Source organism: Nocardioides oceani (assembly GCF_030412965.1).
Taxonomy (GTDB): domain Bacteria; phylum Actinomycetota; class Actinomycetes; order Propionibacteriales; family Nocardioidaceae; genus Nocardioides; species Nocardioides oceani.
On sequence record NZ_JAUHJQ010000006.1, the window covers coordinates 252,817 to 275,564 of the forward strand.

General features: G+C 73.8%; 18 protein-coding genes. 12 read left to right on the top strand and 6 right to left on the bottom strand.

What is annotated here, in order from left to right:
* Positions 1-49 precede the first annotated feature (49 nt).
* From QWY28_RS15785 to era, 4 genes are read left to right on the top strand one after another with little or no spacing between them, the layout of a single operon-like run.
* The gene (locus QWY28_RS15785) at positions 50-1,405 is read left to right on the top strand and encodes an FAD-binding oxidoreductase (protein WP_300953519.1); all 1,356 of its coding nucleotides are present in this window, start codon (positions 50-52) and stop codon (positions 1,403-1,405) included.
* Positions 1,402-2,670, top strand: a complete 1,269-nt coding sequence (locus QWY28_RS15790) for a class I SAM-dependent methyltransferase (RefSeq protein ID WP_336622421.1) — start codon at positions 1,402-1,404, stop codon at positions 2,668-2,670. The genes QWY28_RS15785 and QWY28_RS15790 overlap by 4 nt, the downstream gene beginning before the upstream one ends.
* Positions 2,671-2,683: 13 nt before the next feature.
* Positions 2,684-3,481, top strand: coding sequence for a siderophore-interacting protein (locus QWY28_RS15795; protein ID WP_300953520.1), 798 nt, complete (start codon positions 2,684-2,686; stop codon positions 3,479-3,481).
* 1 nt (position 3,482) lies between these two features.
* Positions 3,483-4,412 carry a GTPase Era gene (era, locus tag QWY28_RS15800; protein WP_300953521.1) on the top strand — a complete coding sequence of 310 codons (930 nt, stop codon included), beginning with the start codon at positions 3,483-3,485 and terminating at the stop codon, positions 4,410-4,412.
* Between the two features lie 183 nt (positions 4,413-4,595).
* Here era and QWY28_RS15805 read toward each other — a convergent pair whose 3' ends face one another.
* From QWY28_RS15805 to QWY28_RS15815, 3 genes are read right to left on the bottom strand one after another with little or no spacing between them, the layout of a single operon-like run.
* Positions 4,596-5,504 (bottom strand): septum formation family protein, encoded by a 909-nt coding sequence (locus tag QWY28_RS15805; RefSeq protein ID WP_300953522.1) that lies wholly within the window; start codon positions 5,502-5,504, stop codon positions 4,596-4,598.
* A complete protein-coding gene (locus tag QWY28_RS15810) occupies positions 5,453-6,241 on the bottom strand; it encodes a septum formation family protein (protein WP_300953523.1) in 789 nt (262 codons plus the stop codon). The genes QWY28_RS15805 and QWY28_RS15810 overlap by 52 nt, the downstream gene beginning before the upstream one ends.
* A gap of 25 nt (positions 6,242-6,266) precedes the next feature.
* Entirely contained in the window at positions 6,267-7,061 is a 795-nt protein-coding gene (locus tag QWY28_RS15815; protein WP_300953524.1) for a sigma-70 family RNA polymerase sigma factor, read from the bottom strand.
* A 231-nt stretch (positions 7,062-7,292) separates the two neighbouring features.
* Between QWY28_RS15815 and QWY28_RS15820 the strand changes: the two genes are divergently transcribed.
* Complete coding sequence (locus tag QWY28_RS15820; RefSeq protein ID WP_300953525.1) at positions 7,293-9,176, top strand: SpoIIE family protein phosphatase; 1,884 nt, start codon at positions 7,293-7,295, stop codon at positions 9,174-9,176.
* A 12-nt stretch (positions 9,177-9,188) separates the two neighbouring features.
* Here QWY28_RS15820 and QWY28_RS15825 read toward each other — a convergent pair whose 3' ends face one another.
* The gene (locus tag QWY28_RS15825) at positions 9,189-9,674 is read right to left on the bottom strand and encodes a flavodoxin family protein (protein ID WP_300953526.1); all 486 of its coding nucleotides are present in this window, start codon (positions 9,672-9,674) and stop codon (positions 9,189-9,191) included.
* Positions 9,675-9,792: 118 nt separating this feature from the next.
* Between QWY28_RS15825 and QWY28_RS15830 the strand changes: the two genes are divergently transcribed.
* Positions 9,793-11,091 (top strand): GAF and ANTAR domain-containing protein, encoded by a 1,299-nt coding sequence (locus tag QWY28_RS15830; protein ID WP_300953527.1) that lies wholly within the window; start codon positions 9,793-9,795, stop codon positions 11,089-11,091.
* Positions 11,092-11,295: 204 nt separating this feature from the next.
* Entirely contained in the window at positions 11,296-12,984 is a 1,689-nt protein-coding gene (gene leuA, locus QWY28_RS15835; protein WP_300953543.1) for a 2-isopropylmalate synthase, read from the top strand.
* 83 nt (positions 12,985-13,067) lie between these two features.
* Here leuA and QWY28_RS15840 read toward each other — a convergent pair whose 3' ends face one another.
* On the bottom strand, positions 13,068-15,857 hold the full coding sequence (locus tag QWY28_RS15840; RefSeq protein ID WP_300953528.1) for a PAS domain S-box protein: 2,790 nt from the start codon (positions 15,855-15,857) through the stop codon (positions 13,068-13,070).
* Positions 15,858-15,888: 31 nt separating this feature from the next.
* Between QWY28_RS15840 and QWY28_RS15845 the strand changes: the two genes are divergently transcribed.
* From QWY28_RS15845 to QWY28_RS15865, 5 genes are all read left to right on the top strand, one after another.
* Positions 15,889-16,746 (top strand): alpha/beta fold hydrolase, encoded by an 858-nt coding sequence (locus tag QWY28_RS15845; RefSeq protein WP_300953530.1) that lies wholly within the window; start codon positions 15,889-15,891, stop codon positions 16,744-16,746.
* Between the two features lie 18 nt (positions 16,747-16,764).
* Positions 16,765-17,508, top strand: a complete 744-nt coding sequence (gene recO, locus QWY28_RS15850) for a DNA repair protein RecO (RefSeq protein WP_300953531.1) — start codon at positions 16,765-16,767, stop codon at positions 17,506-17,508.
* A 21-nt stretch (positions 17,509-17,529) separates the two neighbouring features.
* Entirely contained in the window at positions 17,530-18,297 is a 768-nt protein-coding gene (locus QWY28_RS15855) for an isoprenyl transferase (protein WP_300953532.1), read from the top strand.
* A 48-nt stretch (positions 18,298-18,345) separates the two neighbouring features.
* Positions 18,346-19,932 (top strand): sensor histidine kinase, encoded by a 1,587-nt coding sequence (locus QWY28_RS15860; protein ID WP_300953533.1) that lies wholly within the window; start codon positions 18,346-18,348, stop codon positions 19,930-19,932.
* A 99-nt stretch (positions 19,933-20,031) separates the two neighbouring features.
* On the top strand, positions 20,032-21,684 hold the full coding sequence (locus tag QWY28_RS15865) for a sensor histidine kinase (RefSeq protein ID WP_300953534.1): 1,653 nt from the start codon (positions 20,032-20,034) through the stop codon (positions 21,682-21,684).
* Positions 21,685-22,463: 779 nt separating this feature from the next.
* Here the strand turns inward: QWY28_RS15865 and QWY28_RS15870 are convergent.
* A partial coding sequence (locus QWY28_RS15870; RefSeq protein ID WP_300953535.1) for an HNH endonuclease signature motif containing protein occupies positions 22,464-22,748 on the bottom strand: 285 nt, incomplete at its 5' end.

A 22,748-nucleotide genomic window follows, 5' to 3' on the forward strand; every position in this document is an offset into this window, starting at 1 on the left:
CGAGAGACCCTCGCGCGCTGGATGCTCCGGCGGGAGTAACTTGTTGCCCGTGGCAACCGTCAGCGCCTGGCAGCACCACACCGAGGCGGTCGACCGGCTGCGAGCGTCGTACGCCGCGATCCCGGCGGGTGCGCCGGTCCGGCTGGCCAAGCAGACCTCCAACCTGTTCCGGCCGCGGACGGCCGCGGTCGGCCCCGGCCTGGACGTCAGCGGGCTGACCGGCGTGATCGAGGTCGACCCCGCCTCCTGCACCGCCGAGGTCCAGGGCATGTGCACCTACGAGGACCTCGTGGACGCGACGCTGCCACACGGGCTGATCCCGTACGTCGTGCCGCAGCTGCGCACGATCACCCTCGGCGGCGCGGTGACCGGCCTGGGCATCGAGTCGACCAGCTTCCGCAACGGGCTGCCGCACGAGTCGGTGCTCGAGATGGACGTCTTCACCGGCGCCGGCGAGGTGGTGACCACCCGCCCCGGGGAGGAGCTCTTCGACGCCTTCCCGAACTCCTACGGCTCGCTCGGCTACGCCACCCGGCTGCGGATCAGCCTCGAGCGGGTCCCGTCGTACGTCGCGCTGCGCCACGTCCGGGTCGAGCCGGCGCTCCTCGCCCCGACCATCGAGTCGATCGTCGCGACCGGCGAGCACGACGGCGTGCGGGTCGACGGGCTCGACGGCACGGCGTTCAGGCCCGACGAGGTGTACCTGACGCTGGCGACCTGGCAGGAGGAGCCGGGACCGACGAGCGACTACACCGGCCAGGCGATCTACTACCGCAGCATCCGCGAGCGGTCGACCGACCTGCTGACCACCTACGACTACCTGTGGCGCTGGGACACCGACTGGTTCTGGTGCTCCGGCGCGTTCGGCGCGCAGCACCCGCTCGCACGGCGCGTGTGGCCGCGGCGCTGGCGCCGCTCGGACGTCTACCACCGGCTGGTGGCGCTGGAGCGTCGCTACGGAGTGGTCGACCGGCTCGACCGCCGCGCCGGACGGCCCCAGCGCGAGCGGGTGATCCAGGACGTCGAGGTGCCCGTCGAGCGGCTGGGGGAGTTCCTCACCTGGTTCGACGAGGCCGTCGGCATGCGGCCGGTGTGGCTGTGCCCGCTGGTCGCGAGGGGCGACTGGCCGACGTACCCCCTCGAGCAGGGCGCGACCTACGTCAACGTGGGCTTCTGGGGCACCGTCCACGTCGGCCCCGAAGCACCCGAGGGCCCGATGAACCGGGCCATCGAGGAGAAGGTCCACGAGCTGGGCGGCCACAAGTCGCTCTACTCCGAGGCCTTCTACGACCGCGAGACCTTCGACCGGCTCTACGCCGGCGAGCACCTCGCGGCGGTGAAGCAGGCATTCGATCCCGACGACAGGCTGACGAGCCTCTACGACAAGGTGGTGAGGAGACGGTGACCTCGATCTCGATCGGCGACGCGGTGGCGTCGCTGCTCCGTGACGGGATGCCGGTGCGGTTCGAGGCGTACGACGGGTCGGCCGCCGGGCCGGCCGACGCCGACATCCGCCTGGAGCTGACCGACCCGCGGGGGCTGGCCTACATCATGACCGCGCCCGGCGACCTCGGCATGGCGCGTGCCTACGTCTCGGGCGACCTGCGGGTGCACGGCGTGCACCCCGGGGACCCCTACGACGCGATGACCCTGCTGATGAACCACCTGCGCTTCCGCAAGCCGAGCCCGGCCGAGGCCGTGCGGCTGGTGCGCGGGCTCGGCATCAACCACCTCAAGCCGCCGCCGCCCCCGCCGCAGGAGCACCTGCCGCGCTGGCGCCGGGTCGTCGAGGGCGTGCGCCACTCGCTCACCCGCGACGCCGAGGTGATCAGCCACCACTACGACGTGTCCAACGCCTTCTACCGCCACGTGCTCGGGCCGTCGATGGCCTACACCTGCGCGGTCTTCCCCAAGGAGACCGCGTCGCTGGAGGAGGCCCAGGCCGAGAAGTTCGACCTGGTCGCCCGCAAGCTCGACCTGCAGCCCGGCCAGCGCCTGCTCGACGTCGGCTGCGGCTGGGGCGGGATGGTCATCCATGCCGCCAAGGAGTACGGCGTCAAGGCGCTCGGCGTCACGCTCTCGCGCGAGCAGGCGGCCTGGGCGAAGGAGGCCATCGACGAGGCCGGTGTCGGCGACCTGGTCGAGGTGCGCCACTCCGACTACCGCGACGTCCTCGAGACCGGCTTCGACGCGATCAGCTCGATCGGGCTCACCGAGCACATCGGGGTGCGCAACTACCCGGCGTACTTCGGCTTCCTGCGCGACCACCTCAAGCCCGAGGGCCGGCTGCTCAACCACTGCATCACCCGGCCGCACAACCGGCCGGCGAGCACCGGTGCGTTCATCGACCGCTACGTCTTCCCCGACGGCGAGCTGACCGGCTCCGGCACGATCATCACCACCGCGCAGGACGCCGGCCTCGAGGTCATGCACGAGGAGAACCTGCGGATCCACTACGCGATGACGCTGCGAGAGTGGTGCCGCAACCTGGTCGAGAACTGGGACGCCTGCGTCGCGGAGGTCGGCGAGGGCACCGCGCGGGTGTGGGGCCTCTACATGGCCGGCTCCCGGCTCGCCTTCGAGCGCAACGAGATCCAGCTGCACCAGGTGCTGGCCGTCAACACCACCGAGGACGGCTCCGACGGATTCCCGCTGCGCCCGTCGTGGTGACTAGCCTGACCCGGTGAGCACCCGGGCCCAGCAGCACACCGCCGAGGTCCTCGGACGGACCCAGGTCTCCGACCACCTCGTGCGGCTCGTGCTCGGCGGACCGGGGCTCGCCGGGTTCGTCTCCACCGGTGTGCCCGACGAGTGGGTCGGCCTGGTCGTGCCCGGCCAGTTCCAGAGCCGCTACTACACCGTGCGGTCCTGGGACGGCGCCGAGCTGGTGCTCGACGTCGTCGTGCACGACGTCGGGCTGGTGACCGAGTGGGCCCGCCGCGACGTCGTCGGCGAGACCGTGACGGTGACCGAGCCGAAGGGCTCCTTCGCGATGCCGGACGGAGCCGCGTGGCTGATGCTCGTCGGCGACCTGACCGCGCTGCCGGCGATGGCCCGGATCCGCGAGACCGTCGACGTCCCGACCCGCGTGTGGGCCGAGGTCCCGGCCGACGACGAGCTGGCCGGCTACCTGCCGGCGGGGGCGGACGTCACCTGGCTCGACCAGCCCGGGGACGGCGAGAGCCGCCTGGCCGATGCCGTCGAGGCGATCGAGTGGCCCGAGGGCGAGGGCTACTTCTGGATGGCGGGGGAGTCCGCGCAGATGCGGGCGGTCCGCAAGCACCTCATGCACGCGCGGCGCCTGCCCAGCACGGCGTACGACGTCATGGGCTACTGGCGCGGGAACGCCCGCCGCCAGCCCCGCGCCGTCGACCCCGGGCCGGTGTGGCGCGCGGGCAAGGCGGCAGGCAAGGGCGACGACCAGATCTGGGCCGACTACGACGCGGCGGCCTCGAACGCAGCAACCGACGGACAGGCCTGAGATGAGTGGAACCACCCCCGAGCACCGCAGCGGCTTCGCGTCGTTCGTCGGCCGCCCCAACGCGGGCAAGTCGACGCTGACCAACGCGCTGGTCGGCGCGAAGGTCGTCATCACCAGCTCCAAGCCGCAGACCACCCGCACCGTCGTCCGCGGCATCGTGCACCGCCCCGACGCGCAGCTGGTGCTCGTCGACACCCCCGGGCTGCACCGGCCCCGCACGCTGCTCGGTGAGCGGCTCAACGACCTGGTCAAGACGACGTTGGCCGAGGTCGACGTGGTCGCGGCGTGCTTCCCGGCGAACGAGAAGATCGGTCCCGGCGACCGGTTCATCGTCAACGAGATGGCCAAGGTCAAGCGCACGACGAAGGTCGCCATCGCGACCAAGACCGACCTGGCCACCCCCGAGCAGGTCGGCCAGCACCTCCTCGACATCCAGGCGCTGGGCGTCGAGACCGGCACGGACTGGGCGGAGATCGTGCCGGTGTCCGCGCAGGCCGGCGACCAGGTCCAGCTGCTGGCGGACCTGCTGATCGGGCTGCTGCCCGAGGGGCCGCAGCTCTACCCCGACGGGGACCTCAGCGACGCACCGGAGGAGATCCTGGTCGCCGAGCTCATCCGCGAGGCCGCGCTCGAGGACGTCCGCGACGAGCTCCCGCACTCCATCGCCGTCGTCGTCGAGGAGATGGGCCTGCGCGAGGACCGCCCCGAGGACAAGCCGCTCCTGGACATCCACGCCAACGTGTACGTCGAGCGGGACTCCCAGAAGGGGATCATCATCGGCCACAAGGGCGCCCGCCTGCGCCGGATCGGCACCGACGCCCGCAAGCAGATCGAGGCGCTCCTCGGCACGCCGGTCTACCTCGACCTGCACGTCAAGATCGCCAAGGACTGGCAGCGCGACCCCCGCCAGCTCCGCAAGCTCGGCTTCTGACCTCCTCCGCTGGTCGAGCAGGGAGGCGCGCCAGCGCCGCCCGTGTCGAGACCCGGCGACGTACCCACCGCGGTGCGCATGTCACCGGGTCTCGACCCGCCCGTCGCGACCTCGTCCCTCGGTCGCGGGACTTGCTCGACCTTCCTTCGCGACGCCGCCCGCTCGTTCCTCGCGGGCGGCTGCTCAGTCCGGGACCCAGCAGCGGCCGAAGGTCATCCCGGCGGTCCACTGCGCGGCGCTCGGCCACTCGTAGCCCCACTCGAAGCTGAGCGGGTCCTCCGCGGCCGCGCGGCCCGCGGCCTCGCAGGGGGCCTGGCCGGCCTCCCGGGCAGCCGTGGCGCCCGGGTAGTCCCCGCCGGCGGAGCGGCCCTCGAGGTCGACCACGGACACGGCCCGCCAGGCGTGCGGCGCCGAGCACGGCACGCGCCGGAAGTCGGCCGCGTCGGGTCCGGCGGTGCCGCACATCGCCCACCGCTCGGCGGCCTCGGGGCGGTCGAGGACGCCGGCGAGCCGACCGGTGAGGGGAGCGAGCCGCTCCGGCCCGGACAGCGCCACGACGTCGCAGCGGAACCAGTCGGCCCCGGAGTCGGACTCCTCGACGGTCGGGGTGAACCACACCGACCGCAGCATGCTGAGCCGCAGCGCCGCGCGGTCGCCGCCGAGGAACGCCCCGAGCCGCCGCGGGCAGTCGGCGGCGACCTGCTCCTGCACCCGCGCGGAGTCGACCGCCAGCAGGTGGCCGCCGACCACGGCGTCGAGCCGCCCGACGGCGTACGTCATGGAGGTGTGCGGGTCCTCGCACGGGACCGGGGCGGTCGCCGTGGTCGGTGCGACCGCCTCGGCGTAGCTCATCCGGTGGCAGGCACGGTCCTGCGGCTCGCGCACAGCCGTGGCGGTGGCGGTCGGCGCGGACGTCGGCGCGGACGTCGGCGCGGACGTCGGGGCGGACGCCGGCGCGTCTGTCGGTGCGTCGGCGTCCGGGGTGGACGAGCAGCCGGCGAGGACCGCCAGCGCGAGCAGGGCTGCCGCCCGCGCCCGCATCAGTCGGGGGTCCGCGCCCAGCACACCGAGCGCCGGTTGCCGGCCTGCCACTCGGCCTCGTGGAACCACGTGTAGCCGAAGTCGTACTCCACCGGGTAGCCCAGCCACGCGCCGACCGAGTCCGAGCAGTAGTCGCGGGAGGTGACCTCGACGACCCGGTCGCCGGGGTACTCGTCGTCCTTGTCGCCGACCTTGATCGTCGTGACCGCGCGCCAGTCGTGCGGCTGCGAGCAGGGGACCTTCTCGCCCTCGTCGACCGACGGACCCGCCGCGCAGACCATCCACCGGTCCTGCGGGCGGCCGAGGAGCAGCCCCTCGGCCGTCTCCGGCAGCGCGACGTACTCCGTGCTCTGCTCGCCGCCCCCGACGACGTCGCAGCGGTACCACCGGGCGCCGTCGTCCCAGGCCTGCTCCGAGGGCCGGAACCACGCCCAGCTGACGACGGTGCGCATCACCAGGCTCTCGTCGGCCCCGAGGAGCTCCTGGAAGCGCCGCGAGCAGGTCTCGTAGGCGAAGGCGCCGAGCTCCTCGCTGTCGTACGCCGCGTCCCGCAGCTCCTGCGGCAGCTCGCCGACGGCGTAGGTCTGGGCGGTGTGCCGCTCGGAGCAGTCGACGGTGCGGGTGGCGTTGGACGCCCGGGCGACGTCGTCGGGGGTGAGCACGCGGCAGGCGCCGAGCTCGGGCACCTCGACCGCGTCGACCTGGTCGGGGTCGGTGTCGCCGCCCTGATCGGTCCCGCACCCGGCCAGCAGGGCCGTGGTGAGGAGCAACGCAGGGAGGAGACGCACGGCCCGGATGCTACCCGGGACCGGCTCAAGTGAGCTCCTCGCGCATCCGCTCGAGGATCCGGCTGAGCAGTCGGGAGACCTGGACCTGGCTGACGCCCAGCTCGGCGCCGATCTCGGCCTGGCTCCGGTCCTCGTAGAACCGGAGGAAGACGATCCGCTGGTCGCGCTCGTCGAGGGAGCGGACGACCGGGGCGAGGGAGACCCGGGCGTCGCTGACGGCGTGCGGGTCCTCGGCGACGGTGTCGGGCAGGAGGTTGAGCAACGAGGCGCCGTCCTCGCCGCCGACCGGCTGGTCCAGGGAGCGCGGCGTGAAGCAGCCCCACGCGCCCGACACCTCGGCGTACTCCTCCTCGGAGAGCCCGAGGGCCTCGCGGACGTCGCGGTCGGTGGGCTCGCGACCGAGCTCCTGGTGCAGGTCGTCGACGACCCGGTTGTAGCGGCCCTGCAGCTCCTGGACCCGGCGCGGCGGTCGCACCGCCCACCCGTGGTCGCGGAAGTGCCGGGTGAGCTCGCCGCGGATCGTGGGGACCGCGAAGGTGAGCAGGTCGTGGCCGCGGTCGGGGTCGAAGCGGGCGACGGCCTTGGTCAGGCCGAGGTAGGCGACCTGCGCGAGGTCGTCCTCGGCCAGGCCACGGCCGCGGTAGCGGCGGGCGACGGCCTCGGCGACGCCGCGGTTGACGAGCACGAGCTCGCCCCGCAGCTGCTCGCGGTGGTCCTCGTCGGTGCAGGACCGCAGCTGCTCGAGGAGGGCCTCGGTGCGGGCCGCACGCTCGGCGCGGGGGAGGCGGGTGGTCCGGGTTCTGGTGGATGCAGAGGTCATGACGAGTCCGTCCGAGTCGGAGCTGGTCGCCGTCTGCTCAGCGTCCACTCCTCACACAACCCCCTGGTGTTGACGGGGACCCTCACCTCTCCGGGTGAAAGTGGCCGGGGATTCACCGCCGGGCCATGTGACGCACGCGATCGGGGGAACCGGCCCGCCGACCAGCCGGGCCTGTGAGGATTGCCCCTTCCACGCGGGTGAAGGACCGCGTCAAGTGGGCACAGGGGAGCCATGAGTGAGCAGCACCAGCGGAGGGACGCCATGGACGGAGGGTCGTACGACGGCGGTCGGACGTCGATCTTCGACCAAGCCCCCGGGCTGCTCGCCGTCTTCGAGGCCCCCGATCTCCGCCTGACCGAGGTCAACGCTGCCGGCCACGGGCTGCTCGGCGACGACGTCGTCCGCCGGCTGCGCGCCGGCGAGCCGGGTGGCCCGGCCGGTGAGCTGCTGGCGCTGGTCCGCGAGGTCGAGGCGTCCGGTGCGTCCCGCACCGCGGTGCTGGCGACCGGCCCCCAGGAGGCGCTCACGCTCGGCCTGGCCCCGTGGCACGGCGAGGACGCCGTCCGCGGAGTCGTGGTCCAGGCGGTCCCGACCGCCCCGCCGGCAGCGCCGCCCGCTGCCCCGGCGCAGTCCCCGGTCGGCAGCGGCGACCAGACCCTGGTCGCGCTCCAGGACGCGCTGCTGCCCGGCGGCGTACCGATCCCGCGCGGCGTGCGCCTCGCTGCCCGCTACCTGCTCGCCGACGAAGGCGTCGTCGCCGGTGGCGACTGGTTCGACGCCGTCGCGCTGGAGGACGGTCGCCTGGTCCTCGCGGTCGGCGACGTCGTCGGTCACGGCGTCCGCGCCTCGGTGGCCATGGGCGAGCTGCGTGCGCTCTTCGAGGAGCGCGCGCGCCTCGACGGCGACATCGAGGCCGCCCTCGAGCTGCTCGACGCCCGGGCCCGGCGCGTGCCGCCGGCCCGCGCCGCCACCGTGTGCGCCGCGGTGCTCGACCCCCAGACCGGCGAGCTCGTCTACTGCACCGCGGGCCACCCGCCGCCGATGGTCGTGAGCCCCGCCGGCGAGACGACGTTCCTGCCGGCCTCGGGTGCGGGGCCGCTCGCCTCCGGCCTCCCCTTCGACCTCGCCGAGCACCAGCTCGAGGAGGGCGACGTGCTCGTGATGTACAGCGACGGCATCGTCGAGCGTCCCGGGCGCACCGTCGCCCAGTGCACCGTCGACCTGGCCGAGGTGGTCCGCGAGGCCGTCCTCGCCGGCCCCGACCTCGAGCGGATCGACGAGCGCCTGCCCGAGCGGATCTGCCGGGAGTCCATCGAGCGGCTCGCCGGGTCGACGGGTGTCGCCGACGACGTCACGGTCCTCGCGGCCGAGCTGGTCGAGCCGATGCCCGACCTGCACCTGTCCTACCCGGCGATGCCGGACACGCCCCGCGTCGTCCGGGCCGAGCTCGCGGAGTGGCTCGACGAGCTCCAGGTCGGCCCGCTCGACGAGGTCGCGCTCCAGCACGCCGTCGGCGAGGTCGTCACCAACGCCTGCGAGCACGCCTACTCCGCCGCCACGCGTCGCTCCGACGCCGTCGTCGAGGTCGTCGCCCACCTCGACGACGAGGGCTACGTCGAGGTCGTGGTCCGCGACACCGGCACCTGGCGGGTCCCGGGCGCGCCGGGCACGCGTGGTCGTGGCCTCGCCATGGCCCGCGGGTTCGCCGACGAGTTCGAGCTGCACCACGGCGAGGAGGGCACGACGGCGCGGCTGCGGCTGCGGCCCACGCGTTCGGTCGGCATGCTCACCGCCTCCGGCGCGAACGCGTCCGGCCGCGAGCCGCTGACGATCGAGGAGCGCCCGGGCCGGCTCGTGCTCACCGGGACGGTGGACCACCGGGGCACCGACGAGCTGCGCCGGCGCATCGCTCACGCGTCGTACGGCGGCACCTCGGACCTGGTGGTCGACATGAGCGCGGTGACGCTGCTGGCCAGCGCCGGCGTGCAGGTGCTCTACGAGGCGATGGCCCCCGCCAACGGCTTCGGGCTCGGCGTCGTGCACCTGCTGGCGCCGCTCGGCTCGCCCGCCCAGCACGTCCTCGAGATGGTGCGGCTGCCCTACAGCACCAGCTGACCGGGTCGGCGGTCACCCGGCCAGCAGCGCGGCCACCGTGCCGCCGAGCTCGTACGCCGCGTCTCGCTCGGGCCCGCCGACGTCGCCGACCACCTCGAGCACCTCGGCGGCCTGCCGCCAGGGGAGCGCACCGGCGATCGAGAGGACCGACCGCACGGCCCCGGTCGTGTCGTAGCGGCCGTGGACCCAGAGCCCGAAGGGCCGCTTGGCGCCGCCGGTCGACGCGGCGCTCCCGTCGTCGGCGAGAGCACCGCCGGCCTCGAGGAAGATCGTGTCGAGGAAGTGCTTGAGCGCTCCGGACATGTAGCCGAAGTTCGCCGGGGTGCCGAGGACGTAGCCGTCGGCGGCGAGCACGTCGTCCGCGGTGGCCTCCAGCGCGGCGCGCACGACCACGTCGACGCCCTCGATCGCGTCGTCACGGGCTCCGGCGACCACCGCGTCGGCGAGCTCGCGGACGGTCGGCGAGGGGGCGTGGTGGACGATCAGGAGGGTCGGCACCGGCCCAGGATGCCGCCTCAGGCGCGGACGTCGTCGAGGACGTCCACCATCAGCGGCACCGCACCCGGCGGCTGCGGCGACGACCCTTCCCGCACCTGGCGCCGTGAGAAGGTGGCGCATGCCCACACCGTCGTCCGGTCGCCCCGCGAGCGAGGACGCCGACGCCGTCGGGTGGCTCGGTGCGATGCGTACGCGGCTGGACTCCCTCGGCGCCGGCGCCGGCGCCGACCGGCGCAGCGAGGTCGCTGCTCTCGTCGCGCACCTCGAGACCGCCTACGAGGAGCTGCGGGTCGCCGACGAGGAGGCCCGCGCACAGCACGACCACATCACCCGGCTCGTGGAGCGGGAGAACCTGCTGCGCTGGCAGCAGGAGCGGATGCTCGCGGTGCTGCCGGTCCCGGTCGTGACCACGGACCCCGACGGGATCGTGCGGGCGGTCAACGCCGCGGCCGCCGGGTTGCTCGCGCGTCGGGTGAGCCGCCTGGTCGGAGAGCCGCTGCTCGCGCTCCTCTCCGCCGACGACCGTCCCGACCTGCGCCACTTCCTCGATGAGGGTGCCGAGCACGACCGCACGCTGCGGCGGGTGGTGACCCTCGAGCACCGGGACCTGCCGGCCGAGACCGTCGAGCTCCAGGTGACCGTGTTCCCCGGCGCGGGCGAGATCAACTGGCTGGTCCTGGGCGGCCACGGCCAGGAGCCCAGCCGTTCCGAGCACGCCGCGCACCGCATGGCGCCGGCTCTGGTGCAGCTGATCAACCTGCCGGGCCACGTCGGCTCGAGCAGTGACGCGCTGCGGGCCGCGGTCCGCACGTGCGCCGACGCGCTCGGCGGGGGCTGCGCGGTCAGCCTCGTGGTCGGGGCGCCGGTGGCGCCGGAGGCCGTGGCGACCAGTGACGAGACCGCGTCGGCCTGCGACGGCGCCCAGCTCGCGGCCGGGGAGGGTCCCTGCCAGGCGGCGTACGAGGTCGGCGAGGTCGTCGTCTGCGAGGACCTCGCGCACGACGAGCGGTGGCCCGGGTTCGCGGCCCGGGCACCTGAGGGCGTCCAGGCCGTCGTCTCGGCGCCGACCGACCTGGGCGGCCGCCGGACCGGGGCGCTCAACGTCTACCTGCCCGTGGCGGGCCCGACGGCGACGTACGTCGAGGGCGTCGTGCTCCTGGCGGCCGCGATCGGGTCCGCGTTGCACGAGATCGGGCTGCGCGGCGAGCTGGAGCGGCTCTCGGGCGACATGCAGCGGGCGCTGGACTCGCGCGCGACGATCGACCAGGCGAAGGGCATCGTGATGGCCGCGCGGCGGTGCACGCCCGACGAGGCCTTCGCGCACCTCACCGACCTGGCGAGCACGCGCCACGTCAAGCTGCGCGAGCTGGCTGCCCAGATCGTGGCCGGCGCCGCCCGGCCGGACACCGTCGGCTAGGGTGGCCGGGTCATGATGCGTCAGCACCTCCTCCTTCGCTGCCGCAGCGAGGTCTGAGCCCAGCCGGACCCCCTCGCTGCGGAGTGCTCGCGCGGCCGGCGCCCACTGGGCCACCAGGCCCGACCCAGCAGACAGCCGAGGAACCCCGTGACCCAGCAGCCGCACGTCCCCGCCCGCCGCCGTTCGCAGCAGAAGCCCGGCGGCATGCCGTTCGAGCGCTACCGCGCCTTCCCGCCGGTCGACCTGCCTGACCGCACCTGGCCCTCGCAGACGATCACCCAGGCGCCGCGTTGGCTCTCCACCGACCTGCGCGACGGCAACCAGGCGCTGATCGACCCGATGAGCCCGGCGCGCAAGATGAAGATGTTCGACCTGCTCGTGAAGATGGGCTACAAGGAGATCGAGGTCGGCTTCCCGGCGGCCTCCGAGACCGACTACTCCTTCGTCCGCCAGCTCATCGAGGGCGACCGGATCCCCGACGACGTCACCATCTCGGTGCTGACCCAGGCCCGCGAGGACCTCATCGAGCGCAGCGTGCAGTCGCTGGTCGGCGTGCCGCGGGCGAACATCCACCTCTACAACGCGGTCGCCCCGCTGTTCCGCCGGGTGGTCTTCCGCGCGAGCAAGGACGAGATCAAGGACATCGCGGTCCGCGGCACCAACGCGGTGATGAAGAACGTCGAGAGCTACCTCGACGCCACCGTCATCGGCTACGAGTACAGCCCGGAGATCTTCACCGCCACCGAGCTGCCCTTCTCGGCGGAGGTCTGCGAGGCGGTCACCGACGTGTGGCAGCCCGAGGACGGGCGCGAGATCATCCTCAACCTGCCGGCGACCGTCGAGATGTCGACCCCGAACGTGTACGCCGACCAGATCGAGTGGTTCTCGCGGCAGCTGACCCGCCGCGAGCACACCGTCATCTCGCTGCACCCGCACAACGACCGAGGCACGGCCGTCGCCGCGACCGAGCTGGCGATGATGGCCGGCGCGGACCGCGTCGAGGGCTGCCTGTTCGGCCACGGCGAGCGCACCGGCAACGTCTGCCTGGTCACCCTCGGCATGAACCTGTTCAGCCAGGGGATCGACCCGCAGATCGACTTCAGCGACATCGACGAGGTCCGCCGGACCGTCGAGTACTGCACCCAGCTGCCGGTCCACCCGCGGCACCCCTACGCCGGCGACCTCGTCTACACGGCGTTCTCCGGCTCCCACCAGGACGCGATCAAGAAGGGCCTGGAGGACCTCGAGCGGCAGGCCGGCGAGCAGGGCGTGCCGGTCTCGCAGCTGCCGTGGGAGGCGCCGTACCTGCCGATCGACCCGCACGACGTCGGCCGCACCTACGAGGCCGTCATCCGCGTCAACAGCCAGTCCGGCAAGGGCGGCGTGGCCTACGTGCTCAAGAACGAGCACAAGCTCGACCTGCCGCGCCGCGCACAGATCGAGTTCAGCCGGGTCATCCAGGAGCGCACCGACGCCGAGGGCGGCGAGATGACCGCCGAGGCGATCTGGGAGGTGTTCCGCGCGGAGTACCTCGACCGCGAGGCGCCGCTGCAGCTCGACTCGGTGCACACCTCGTCCGCCGCGGGTGAGAAGGACCGGCTCACCGTCAACGTCCACGTCGACGGCGAGGTCCGCACGCTCGAGGGCACCGGCAACGGGCCGATCGCGGCGTTCGTCGACGCGGTCAACGGGCTCGAGGTCGCCCAGGAGCGTGGCTGGGACGTCCGGGTCCTCGACTACGCCGAGCACGCCCTCTCGGCCGGCGGCGACGCCTACGCCGCGGCGTACGTCGAGTGCGCCGTCGGCGACCAGGTCCTCTGGGGGGTCGGCGTCGACCCCAACATCGTCACCGCCTCGCTCAAGGCCGTCATCAGCGCCGTCAACCGCGCCTGAGCCGAGCCGGAACCGCGCCTGAGCCGAGCCGGAACCGCGCCTGAGCCGAGCCGGCCGGGCGGGCGTGGCGCGCGCTGCGCCCGTCAGGCCGCGAGCGGCAGGTGGACGGTGAAGGTGGTGCCGGCGAGGTGCTCGGAGTCGACCGCGATCCGGCCGCCGTGGGCGGCGACGATCGCGGCGACGATGGACAGCCCGAGACCGGTGCCCTGGATCGCGCGCTTCTGGGCGGTGGTGGACCGGAAGAACTTCTGGAACAGCCCGTCCTGCTCGGCGCTGGGGATGCCGATGCCGGTGTCGGCGACCTCGAGCACCGCCTCGCCGCCCTCGCGGCGGACGCGGCAGGTGACCGAGCCGCCGTCCTCGGTGAACTTCACGGCGTTGCCGACCAGGTTGAGCAGCACCCGTTCGAGCTGGGCCCGGTCACCGGTGACGGGCACCGGCCCGGAGGGTGCGTCCCAGGCGACGTCGAGCCGGCGGCCGGCGACCAGCGGGCGGACCGACTCCTCCACCGCGGGCAGGACGGCGGCCAGGTCCACCTCCTCGCGGCGCCACTGGGTGGTGCCGGCGTCGAGACCGGACAGCGCGAGCAGGTCGTCGCACAGCGCGATGAGGCGCTGGCCGTTGCGGGCGATGCTGTCGAGCAGCGGCAGCTGGGCGGGGACCGGCTCCACCAGCGAGCCGTCCTGCAGCATCTCGGTGTAGCCGACGACGCTCGTGACCGGCGTGCGCAGCTCGTGGGAGACCGTCGAGACGAACTCGTTCTTGGCGTCGTCGAGGGCCTGCAGCCGCTCGACCGCGTGCCGCTCCTTCTCCAGCGCCGCGACGAGCAGCTCCTGGCTGGCGCGCTGCTCGGTGACGTCGCGACCGACGACGAGGTAGCCGACGTGCTCGCCGAACGCGTCCTCGGTGGCGCTCACCGTCATCGACACCACTCGGCGCTGGCCGCCGCGGGAGACCCACGTCCAGTCGCGGGCGCCGGACTCGCCGTCGGCCCCGACGGCGCGGACCAGCGCGGCGAAGGACCGCTCGGCGTCCTCGGTGCCCGTCCGCTCGCGCAGCTGGGCGGGGTCGAGCAGGTCGGCGAAGGCGCGGCCGACCATGTCGTGGGGATCGGCGCCGAGCAGGTGGCCGGCGCCGGAGTTGAACACCGTGATCCGCCCGCGCGTGTCCACCCCGACGAGCGCGGTGGAGATCGAGGCTTCCATCAGGTGGGTGACCAGGCCGGCGCTCGTGCGCTCGGTGGTCACGTCGATCCCCGTCATGACGGCGTACGTCGCGTGGCCGTCCTCGTCGCGCACGACGTTGTTGTTCCACACCACCCGCAGCCGGCGGCCGTCCCGCGTGACGAGGTCGCGCTCGCGGATGACCGGTTGCCCCGACCGGTTCGGCCACACGAACAGCGCCTCGATGTCGTTGGTGGCCGACGGGGAGACCGGCGTGTCCCACACGTGTCGTCCGAGGAGGTCCTTCTCCTCGTGCCCGGTGATCGCGGTGGTGGCGCCGTTGACCCGGACGATCCGACCCTCGGTGTCGGTGACCAGGATGATGCAGGCGGCGGTGTCGAGCGTGGCGCTGGTGAGCTTCTCGGCGGTCTCGAGCCGCTGGCGGGTCCGGTGCTCGGCGGTGACGTCGAGGACCTGGGCGGAGAGGACCGCGTCCTCGCCGGTGCCGGACAGCAGCGCGACGGCGACCTCGACCCGGGCGCCCGGTCGGCCGGGCACCGAGCAGGGGGCCGACCAGCCGTCGCGGCGACGGTCGACGAGGTCCTGCACGACCGGTCCCAGCGGCTCGCGCGGGGCGACGAGCTCGTCGAGGTGCCGTCCGAGCAGCGCGTCGCGGTCGCCGCCCAGCGTGCGGACCGCGCGGTCGTTGAGCTCGACGACGGCGAGCCGGTCTCCCTCGACGCCGAGCAGCAGCATGCCGACGAGCGACTCGGTGAAGTTGCGGCGGAACAGCTCCTCGTCGGCGCTGACCCGGGCGAGCAGGGCGTGCCGCTGCTGGATCGCGACGGCCAGCGGCAGGGTGAGCACGACCGCGCACACGAGGTAGCCCTGGGTCAGGGCGGCCGCCGCGATCGGACCGAAGTCGCCCTCGGCGTACGCCTGTCCGAACGGCCCGCGTCCGCAGCCGGTCAGGGTGGTGCTGACCAGGGCGAAGAGCGCGAGCTCGGTGGCCACCATGCGGACCGAGAAGCGCAGCGCGGCCCACACCAGGAGCGGCAGCGGCGCGAACGTCAGCGCCAGGGACTGGTCGGAGGCGAACACCCCGACGGTGACGACGGCCATGACGGCGCCCTGGAGCCAGGCCTCGGCGTCGGAGCCCTGGCGCGGGCCGCGACGGCGGGCCAGCGCGATGGGGGTGAGCGCGAGGATCGCGGCGGCGTGGGAGCACAGCACCAGCGGGGAGGTCTCGACGACCTCGCCGCCGAGCACGACGCGCACGGCGGCGCCCGCGCCGACGGCGACGATCGCGCCCGCGGCGAACGCGGCCAGGGCGAGGCGGAGGAGGTCGTCGGGGGTGGTGAGGGCGGGCACCCGGTCGCGGAACCGCTTGAGCACGAGCCCGCCGACGACGCCCGCGACGCCGTTGGTGGCCGCGAACCACGCGGCGACCTCGAGCTCGCGGCCACCGACCAGGTTCGCGACACAGGTCGCCACCGCGATCCCCGCCCCGAGCGCGGGTGCCTGCCGCAGCGGCGAGAGCGCGACCAGTGCCACCGCGATCCCGGCGGCGGGCCACCAGCTCGCGACCCGGAACCCGTCCGGGGTGGCGGCGATGGCCGCCCAGCCGGCGAGGGCGACGGCCACCAGCGCGGCGACGGTCCACGTCCGTCCGAGGTCCCCCCGGGGCGCGCGGGCAGCCGGTCGGGTCACCGGGCGATTGTCCTGCACTACTGTGCCTCGCATGCTGGTTTCCGAGCGGATCGGGCAGTTCTTCGTCGAGGGTGACAGCGGCCGGGACCGGCTGGAGTTCACCGAGTACGGCGCCGGGGACGCCTGGGTGGTGCTCGTCCACGGCCAGCTGATGAACCGCCGCATGCACGCGCCGCTGGCCCGCCGGCTGGCCGCCGAGGGGCTGCACGTCGTCACCCTCGACCTGCTGGGGCACGGCCGGAGCGACCGGCCCGCGGACCCGCTCGTCTACTCCGTCACCGCGTTCGCCGAGCAGGTCGTCGCGCTGCTCGACCACCTCGGCGCCGCGCAGGCGGTCGTCGGCGGAACCTCGATCGGCGCGAACACCGCCCTGGAGACCGCCGTCCTCGCCCCGGACCGGGTGCGGGGGCTGATCTGCGAGATGCCGGTCCTCGACAACGCCGTCGAGGCGGGCATCGTGACCTTCGCCCCGCTGCTGATGGCCGCCCGGTTCCTGCCGTTCACGGTCAACACCGCCCGGCGCCTGACCCGGCCGGTGCCGCGCGGGATCGTGCCGTTCTGGGCGGGCATCGCGCTGGACTCCCTCGACCAGCGGGCCGACGCGCTCGCGGCGGTGGTGCACGGGCTGTTCTTCGGGCGGTTGGCCCCGCCCTCGAAGGACCGTCGCCGGATCCGGGTGCCCGCGCTGGTCGTCGGCCACCCCGCGGACCCGGTCCACCCGGCCGCCGACGCCGCGATGCTGGCCGGGGAGCTGCCGCAGTCGACCTTCGTCAAGGCCCGGTCGATCCTCGAGTGGCGGGTCGCCCCCGAGCGGCTCGACCGCGCGGCGGTCGGCTTCGCGCTCGGCTGCTGGCGGACGACGGGGCGGCGGCGACGTACCGGGGCCTGAGTCGCGCACAATGGAGGGGTGCCTCTCTACCGCGACGAGGCGATCGTGCTGCGCACCCACAAGCTGGGGGAGGCCGACCGCATCATCACCCTGCTGACCCGCCACCACGGGCGGGTCCGCGCGGTCGCCAAGGGCGTGCGGCGGACGACCTCGCGGTTCGGGTCGCGGCTCGAGCCGTTCACCCATGTGGACCTGCAGCTGGCCGAGGGGCGCAACCTCGACACGATCACCCAGGCCGAGACGCTGACGGCGTTCCACTCCGGCATCGGCCTGGACTACGACCGCTACACGGCCGGCACGGTGATGCTCGAGACCGCCGAGCGGCTGGCGGCCGAGGAGCGCGAGCCGTCGCTGCAGCAGTTCCTGCTCCTCGTCGGCGGGCTGCGGGCGATGGCGAGCGGGCAGCGCACGCCGAGCCAGGTGCTCGACTCCTACCTGCTGCGGTCGCTGTCGGTGGCCGGCTACGCGCCGTCGTTCGAGCACTGCGCCCGGTGCGGGACGCTGCCGAACCCCGAGCGGGGGCCGCACCGCTGGTTCAACCCGTCGATGGGCGGGGTGCTCTGCGCGACCTGTCGGGTGCCGGGCTCGGCCTCGCCCGCCGCCGAGACGCTCCTCGTGCTCGGCGCGCTGCTCGCGGGCGACTGGCCGATGGTCGAGGCGGCCGAGCCGCGGCACCTCAAGGAGGCGAGCGGCCTCGTGGCGGCGTACCTCCAGTGGCACCTCGAGCGCGCGCTGCGCTCCATGGAGTACGTCGAGCGCTGAGCGGCCTCTAGGCTCGCGGCCGTGAAACGCGCCGTCCGCCCGCCCACGCCGCACCCGTCGGGTGCCCGGCCCCCGGAGCTGCCCGCCGAGCTCGTCCCGCGTCACGTCGCGGTCGTCATGGACGGCAACGGCCGCTGGGCCAAGGAGCGCGGACTGCCCCGCACCAAGGGGCACGAGGAGGGCGAGTCCTCGCTCTTCGACGTCGTCGAGGGCGCGATCGAGATCGGGGTGAAGGCGGTCTCGGCCTACGCGTTCTCCACCGAGAACTGGTCACGCAGCCCCGACGAGGTGCGCTTCCTCATGGGCTTCAACCGCGACGTGATCCGCCGCCGCCGCGACGAGATGCACGAGCTCGGCGTGCGGGTGCGGTGGGCCGGCCGCGCGCCTCGGCTGTGGAAGTCGGTCATCCGCGAGCTGCAGGTCGCCGAGGAGCTCACCCGCGACAACGACGTGCTGACGCTGACGATGTGCGTCAACTACGGCGGCCGCGCCGAGCTCGCCGACACCGCGCGCCGGATCGCCGAGGAGGTCGCCGCCGGGCGGCTCGATCCGCGCAAGGTCGACGAACGGACCTTCGCCCGCCACCTCTACGTGCCCGAGCAGTCCGAGGCGGACCTGGTGTGGCGCACGTCGGGGGAGCAGCGGTTGTCGAACTTCATGCTGTGGCAGGCCGCCTACGCCGAGCTCGTCTACTCCGACGTGCTGTGGCCCGACGTCGACCGCCGGCACCTGTGGGCCGCCATCGAGGAGTACGCGCGTCGCGACCGGAGGTACGGCGGCGCGCGCTGACCTGTGCATTCGGCTGCCGCCGCGGCCGCTCGCGGTCACACTGGTCCCGTGCCTCGGGAGGGCGGGACGGGACGGTCGTGGGCGGCGGCGCTGCGTGGCGTGCTGCTCGCGTCCACCGTCGACCCCCGGGCGATCCAGGGCGGCTTCGTCCTGCTCGTCGGCGTCGACGTGGTGCTCCGGCTCGTCGGCGGCGTGCGGCCGGGGTTGTCGCTACCCGCCGTGGCGGTGCTCGTCGCGGTCCTCCTGCTGCTCGTCACGGTCGTCGCCCGCGGCCGGCTGCCCGCTCGTGCGGTCGGCGCGATGCTCGTCGTCGACATCGGCGTGGTGGGGCTGGCCCGCCTGGCCCCGGACGGCGGCTCGGGCCTGGTCGCCGTCCTGCCCGCACTGTGGCTCGGCCGCCTGCACGGCCGCCGCGGCGCGGTGGTCACGGCCGTGGCCGCCGTCGCGCTGGTCACGGTCCCGGGGCTGCTCTACACCGGCCCGGAGGGCATCAACCTGTCGCGCTCGGTGATCATCCCGGTCGTCGCGACCATCGCCTCGCTCGCGGTCGCGGGCGGGATGGAGCAGGTCGAGCACCAGCGCCGGGTCTCGGCCGCGACCCTCGACACCGTCGACGTCGGGCTGGTGCTCCTCGACGAGCACGGGAGGTACGTCGCGGTCAACCGCCGGCACGCCGACTTCATGGCGCTGGCCTACCCGGCGGGGCACGCGGGGCGGGCCGGCCAGCTGGGGCTCGTCTACGACGTGGACCGGGTCACGCGCCTGGGACGGGAGTCGATGCCGACGTACCGGGCGGCGAGGGGGGAGGAGTTCGACGACTGCCGGATCTGGGTCGGCGAGGACCCGATGACCCAGCGGGCGCTGTCGGTCTCGGCGCGATCGGTGCTCGACGAGGCCGGCCGGTTCGGCGGCGCCGCGCTGGCGTACAAGGACGTCACCGACCTGATGCGGGCGATGGAGGTCAAGGACGAGTTCGTCGCGTCGGTCTCGCACGAGCTGCGGACGCCGTTGACGTCGATCGTCGGCTACGTCCAGATGCTGCGGGAGGACGACACCCTGACCACCCAGACGGCGCGGCAGCTCGAGGTGGTCGACCGCAACGCCCACCGCCTCCTGCGGCTGATCACCGACCTGCTCGACACCGCCCAGATCGAGGCCGGCCCGGTCGGGATGAGGCGGACGCCGTGCGACCTGTCCGCGCTCGTCTCCAGCTGCGCCGACGCCGCCCGGCCGGCGTACCGCGCCGCCGGGATCGGCCTCGAGGTCGCCGTCCCGGACGCGCTGCCGATGCTGCTGGACCGCCAGCGCATCGAGCAGGTCGTCGACAACCTGCTGACCAACGCGATGAAGTACAGCGCCGCCGGGACCGTCGTCCGGGTCGGGCTCGCGGTCGAGGACGGGCGTGCCGAGCTGACGGTCGTCGACCGGGGCATCGGCATCTCCGCTGCCGACCGGGACCGGCTGTTCACCCGGTTCTTCCGCTCCCGCGACGCCGAGGACAGGTCGATCCAGGGGGTCGGACTGGGCCTCAGCATCACCCGGGAGATCGTCGAGGCGCACGGCGGGCGGGTCGAGGTCGACAGTGAGCTCGGTGTGGGCAGCACCTTCCGGGTGCGCCTGCCGATGGCCGGCTGACCGACCGACCGGCGTCCCGGGCCGTGGACGGCGGGCCCGGACCACGGCGCGGGGCGCGTCGTCCGGGTATGGCGGGGGTGCGCAGCGACACTGGGAGGCATGCGCGACCTCGACGACCTGCGACCCGCCGACGCGGTCCGCGCCCTGGTCGTCACCGGCGACCCGGACGCGAGGGTCCTGCAGACGGCCTTCGCGTTCTTCGTCGCGACGGACTTCGCGATCCGCAGCGTCGGCTCCGGCGACGTCGAGCTGACGGGTTGGCCCGGCGCCGGACTGGTCCTGACCCTGGTGACGACCGTCCTGGCCGTCCTCGTCCCCTGGGAGCGCCTGCGGCCGGGCCTGGTCGCGGTGCTGCCGGTCGTCGACATCGCCGCTCTCGGCGCCGTGCGGCTGGACCCGGAGGGCAGCGCCGCCGGCATCCTTGTCGTGATCCCGGCTCTCTGGCTGGGGCGCCAGCTGGGTCGCCGCGGCGCCGTGGTCGCGGTGGTGGCGGTCGTCCTGCTCACCGCCCTGCCCAGCATGATCGTCCTGGGCGAGGACCCGCTCGCGGTGTCCCGGGCCCTGCTGATCACAGTGGTGGCGGGCTGGAGCGCGCTCGCGATCGCCTACGGCCTGGAGCGGATCCGCTGCGAGCGGGACGCGGCCGAGCAGCGCGGCCGCGAGCTGGCCGAGGCGCTGGGGCGGATCGAGGAGCACCAGCGCGCGGCCCAGGCGATCTTCGACGCCGTGGACGTGGGCCTCGTCCTGCTCGACCGTGACGGGGCCTACCGCGACTTCAACCGGCGGCACGCCGAGTTCCTCCAACGGGCCTACCCCGACGGGCACCAGGGCCTCGCCGGGCAGACCGGGCTGGTGTACGACGCCGACGGCGCCACGCCGCTGACCCCCGTGGAGACCCCGACGGCGCGCGCGACGGCGGGCGAGGAGTTCGAGGACTGCCGGATCTGGGTGGGTCAGGACCCGATCGACCGGCGGGCCCTCTCGGTGTCCGCCAGGTCGCTGCGCGGCACCGAGGGCACCTTCGAGGGTGCTGCGCTCGCGTACAAGGACGTCACCGAGCTGATGCGGGCCATGGCCATCAAGGACGACTTCGTCGCGATGGTCTCCCATGAGCTGCGCACGCCGCTGACCTCGATCGCCGGGTACGTCGAGATGCTGCAGGACCGACCCGACCTCCCCGACGGCGTGGCGGGCCAGCTCCAGGTCGTCGACCGGAACGCCCACCGGCTGCTCCGCCTGATCAGCGACCTCCTCGACAGCGCCCAGCACGCCGCGGGCCCGGTGCCGCTCGTGCGGCGCCCCTGCGACCTCGCGGCCGTCGTCCGCGACGCCGCGGAGGCCGCTGCGCCGGCGGCGCGCTCGGCCGGCCTCGCCCTCGAGCTCGACCTGCCCGACGAGCTGCCCTGCGTGGTCGATGCCTTCCGGGTGGCGCAGGTGGTGGACAACCTCGTGTCCAACGCCGTGAAGTACACCCCCGGCGGCGGGACCGTCCGCGTGCACCTCGACGCCGACCCGACCCATGTCCGGATCGCGGTCACCGACACCGGCGTGGGCATCGCGCCCGCCGACCGCGACCGCCTGTTCACCCGCTTCTTCCGTTCCCGCGACGCCGAGGACCGCTCCATCCAGGGCGTCGGCCTGGGCCTGAGCATCGCCCGCAGCATCGTCGAGGCGCACGGCGGCCGGATCGAGGTTGAGAGCCAGGTCGGCGTCGGCAGCACCTTCCGCGTCCGGCTGCCCCTCGCCACCTGACCCCGCTCGCGAGTCCCCGCCGCTGGTCGAGCAGCGAGCCTTGGCGAGAGTCGTGGAGACCCGGTGAGGTGCGAGGGGCCTGATTCGCTGGTCGAGCAGCGAGCCTTGGCGAGCGTCGTCGAGACCCGGTGACGTACGCAGGGCCTGGCTCGCTGGTCGAGCAGGGAGCCTTGGCGAGCGTCGTCGAGACCCGGTGAGGTGCGCAGGGCCTGACTCGCTGGTCGAGCAGCGAGCCTTGGCGAGCGTCGTCGAGACCCGGTGAGGTGCGCGGGGCCTGACTTGCTGGTCGAGCAGCGAGCCTCGGCGAGCGTCGTCGAGACCCGGCGAGGTGCGCAGGGCCTGACTTGCTGGTCGAGCAGGGAGCTTTGGCGAGGGTCGTCGAGACCCGGTGAGGTGCGAGGGGCCTGACTTGCTGGTCGAGCAGGGAGCTTTGGCGAGCGTCGTCGAGACCCGGTGAGGTGCGAGGGGCCTGACTTGCTGGTCGAGCAGGGAGCTTTGGCGAGCGTCGTCGAGACCCGGTGAGGTGCGAGCGTCGGCCGTTGGTCGAGCAGGGAGCTTTGGCGAGCGTCGTGGAGACCCGGTGAGGTGCGCAGGGCCTCCGGGGTGGTCGTCGGGCCGTCGGGAGGCGCCGTGCAAGGAGATTCAAAGGAAGGCGTGGTTGCGCGCTGCTGTGGTCGAGGTGCTTGGTCGCGGTCGCTGGTCGGGTTGCGGGCAGGCGGGGGTCGACCGCTGTGGTGGCGGTGGTCGAAGGACGTCTGTGAGATGACCGGGCCAGCGGTCTAGGTCCGCATGTGGAAGGCGACGCGGCCGTTGGGCAGGTGGGTGGTCTCGTAGGCGGGGTCGTGGATGCGTGCGTGGTGTCGTGGGCAGAGGTTGCGGGCGTTGCTCAGGTCTGTCGTCCCGCCGTGCGACCAGGGTTGGTCGTGGTGGGCGTGGCAGAGGGGGGCGGGCCAGTCGCAGCCGTCGGCGGTGCAGGTCGGTTGGGTGATGTTGAGCCCGCGGCGTTGCGCGCCGGAGAACAGTCGGGATCGTCGGCCGAGGTCGAGGAGCTCGGACTTCGAGCC